The 3,520-nt window shown below is 64.7% G+C and carries 3 protein-coding genes; all 3 read left to right on the forward strand.

The features are described 5' to 3' along the window. Positions 1-119 precede the first annotated feature (119 nt). Positions 120-1,310 carry a phosphoglycerate kinase gene (locus B215_RS0117100; RefSeq protein WP_019370867.1) on the forward strand — a complete coding sequence of 397 codons (1,191 nt, stop codon included), beginning with the start codon at positions 120-122 and terminating at the stop codon, positions 1,308-1,310. A gap of 299 nt (positions 1,311-1,609) precedes the next feature. After that, on the forward strand, positions 1,610-2,527 hold the full coding sequence (locus B215_RS0117105; protein ID WP_019370868.1) for a class I fructose-bisphosphate aldolase: 918 nt from the start codon (positions 1,610-1,612) through the stop codon (positions 2,525-2,527). Positions 2,528-2,690: 163 nt separating this feature from the next. Then, the gene (gene thiE, locus B215_RS0117110; protein ID WP_019370869.1) at positions 2,691-3,389 is read left to right on the forward strand and encodes a thiamine phosphate synthase; all 699 of its coding nucleotides are present in this window, start codon (positions 2,691-2,693) and stop codon (positions 3,387-3,389) included. Positions 3,390-3,520: the final 131 nt, after the last annotated feature.

The raw sequence follows: 3,520 nt of genomic DNA on the forward strand, positions 1-3,520 counted from the left end.
GGGGAGGACGGTTGCACGGCCGATCGGCCCGCGTTGCAACCCCTCCCCCGGCCCCTCCCGCAAGCGGGAGGGGAGCGCACGTCGCTAGCGACGGACATACAGCACGCGAGGGGTTCAGCATGGCGCGCAATTTCAAGACGCTCGACGACATGGGCGATATCACCGGCAAGCGAGTGCTGGTCCGCGAGGACCTCAACGTGCCGATGGCCGATGGCAAGGTAACCGACGACACCCGACTGCGCGCCGCGATGCAGACCGTCGCCGAACTCGCCGATCGTGGCGCCAAGGTGCTGGTCCTCGCCCATTTTGGCCGCCCCAAGGGCAATCCGAGCCCGGAATTCTCGCTGTCGCAGGTGGTGAAGCCGTTCGAGCAGGTGCTCGGCCGCTCGGTTCGCTATATCGACTGGGAAGGCGATGCCGCGTCGGTCGCGATGCTGAACGACGGCGACATCGCGCTGCTCGAAAACACCCGCTTCTTTGGTGGCGAGGAAAAGAACGATCCCGCCGTGGTCGATCGTTTCGCGTCGCTCGGTGACCTTTATGTCAACGACGCCTTCTCCGCCGCGCACCGCGCCCACGCCTCGACCGAAGGCCTTGCCCACAAGCTGCCCGCGTTCGCCGGCCGCCAGATGGAAGCCGAGCTCGACGCGCTCGACAAGGCGCTGGGCAATCCCGAGCATCCGGTGGCAGCGGTGGTCGGCGGCGCCAAGGTCTCGACCAAGCTCGACGTGCTCAAGCATCTCGTCGCCAGGGTCGATCACCTGATCATCGGCGGCGGCATGGCCAACACCTTCCTCGCCGCGCGCGGCGTCGATGTCGGCAAGAGCCTTTGCGAGCACGACCTGACCGGCACCGCCGAGGAGATCCTGGATGCCGCCGACGCCGCCGGCTGCACCGTCCACCTGCCGTACGACGTGGTGGTCGCGAAGGAATTCCGTGCCAATCCGCCGGTGCGCACCGTCAACGTGCATGAAGTCGCCGCCGACGAGATGATCCTCGACGTCGGCCCGGCGGCGACCGAGGCGCTGGCCGACGTGCTCAAGACCTGCAAGACGCTGGTGTGGAATGGCCCGATGGGCGCGTTCGAGATCCCGCCGTTCGACGCGGCGACGGTGTCGCTCGCCCGCACCGCCGCGGCGCTCACCAAGGAAGGCCAGCTTGTTTCCGTCGCCGGCGGCGGCGACACGGTGGCGGCGCTGAACCAGGCCGGCGTGGCGGGCGAATTCAGCTTCGTCTCCACGGCGGGCGGTGCCTTCCTCGAATGGATGGAAGGCAAGGAACTTCCCGGCGTCGCGGCACTGCTGGGCTGAGGCACGGTTCAACGACAGGGAAGGGCGGGACGCTACGGCGCTCCCGCCCTTCTTGTTTAAGCACGCCGCCATGCGATTCTCTGATCTTCGCAGGCGGTGGACGGTTCGATGCAATGGTATCGCGTCAATAAGACAGCACCTGCTAACCAAAAAGATACCAATTTCATGGCAGGTGTTGGAGCTGTTCCGCAGATGCGAAATAACTTTCGCTCCGCAGCATGTGGCCAACGTTGTCAGCCTTTTCGGGACCAATTCGGCGCGATAGGGACCCCGCATCGATTACCAATGAGGGGAAGATCATGGGCATCACGCCGGCCGTCAAAGCGATCCTCGACAATTACGGCACCGACAATCCAGGGGTGAAGGCGAATCTTGCGCGCATCCTGATGCAGGGCCGGCTCGGCGGCACGGGCAAGCTGATCATCCTGCCAGTCGATCAGGGTTTTGAACACGGCCCGGCGCGCAGCTTTGCGATCAACCCCGACGCTTATGATCCCCATTACCATTTCCAGCTTGCGATCGATGCCGGGCTTTCGGCCTATGCGGCGCCACTCGGCATGATCGAGGCGGGGGCCGACGCCTTTGCCGGCCAGATCCCGACGATCCTCAAGGTCAACAGCTCGAACAGCTGGGCGACCGGCATCGACCAGGCGGTGACCGGCGGCGTCGATGATGCGCTGCGGCTCGGTTGCTCGGCGATCGGCTTCACCATCTATCCGGGCGCGGACGGCGTGTTCGAGATGATGGAAGAGATCAAGGAAATGCGCGCCGAGGCGGCTTCGGTCGGCATCGCCACGGTGATCTGGTCCTATCCGCGCGGCGGCAAGCTGACGAAGGATGGCGAACTGGCGCTCGATGTCGGCGCCTATGCCGCGCACATGGCGGCGCTGCTCGGTGCGCACATCATCAAGGTGAAGCTGCCCAGCAATCATGTCGAGCAGGCCGAGGCCAAGAAGCTCTATGAGGGCACCGACTGGTCGGATCAGGGCGATCGCGTGCGCCATGTGGTGCAAAGCTGCTTCGCCGGCCGCCGCATCGTTGTCTTCTCCGGCGGCGCCGCCAAGGGTGCCGACGCGGTGTACCAGGACGCGCGCGACATCCTCGCCGGCGGGGGCAACGGTTCGATCATCGGCCGCAACACCTTCCAACGTCCCCGCGCCGAGGCTCTGGCGATGCTCGACAAGCTGGTTTCGATTTATAAGGGCGAGGAGGCCTGAAACCTGCCCCGGCGGCGCCGGCAGGATCCGTCCTGCACGGCGCCGCCGCATAACTGCCGCGGCCCGATGCGTCGCACCCGCTGCTTGACCCCGATGGACAGGGGGTGGAAGGCCCGCCGACAAAGGCGGTAGAGTTCCGCCGGTTTCAGCAGCGGAGTATCCCATGTCCGATCCCTTCGACGATATCGAAGACGAAGCGAACCTCGAAGGCTTTGCCGAGAAGTTCGTCCGCGACGATCGTCGCCCGCCCTGCCAGCTCTATCTGATCTCGCCGCTCGACGTGACCGGCGCCTTCCCCGATCGCCTGCGCCGCGCGCTGGACGCTGGGCCGGTTGCTGCCTTTCAGTTCCGGGTGAAGGATGTTGATCAGCATCAGGCCGCCAAGCTCGCCGAGCCACTGCAGCGTATCTGCGCCGATGCCGATGTCGCCTTCATCGTGAACGATAGTGTCAGCCTGGCGAAGCGCCTTGGCGCCGACGGCGTGCACCTTGGCCAGGACGATGGCGACGCGCGCGAGGCACGCACGATCCTGGGCCCGAATGTGCAGATCGGCGTGACCTGCCACGACAGCCGCCATCTCGCGATGGAGGCAGGGGAGGCGGGTGCCGATTATGTGGCGTTCGGTGCCTTTTATCCCACCACTACCAAAGAGACGAAGCATCGGCCCGAGCCGTCCATCCTGTCCTGGTGGTCTGCGCTGTTCGAAATCCCCTGCGTCGCGATTGGCGGAATCACGCCGGCCAATGCTGCGCCGCTGGTTGCTGCCGGCGCCGACTTCGTGGCGGTCAGTGGCGCGATCTGGAGCGCAGACGAAGCCGAGCGGGTGCGTGCATTTGCCGCGATTCCCGGATTTCAGGCCTGATTTGCGGGTGATTCGACGCTGATTCGACGGACAGGGTCATCGAAATGTCATCCTCTTCAGGATTTCTGGTCGATAAAAATCCTTTCATATCAGCTACTTACCTATCTTCTGGGATAAAAACGCCATAAAAG

This window comes from Sphingomonas sp. ATCC 31555 (assembly GCF_000282895.1).
Classification (GTDB): Bacteria; Pseudomonadota; Alphaproteobacteria; order Sphingomonadales; family Sphingomonadaceae; genus Sphingomonas.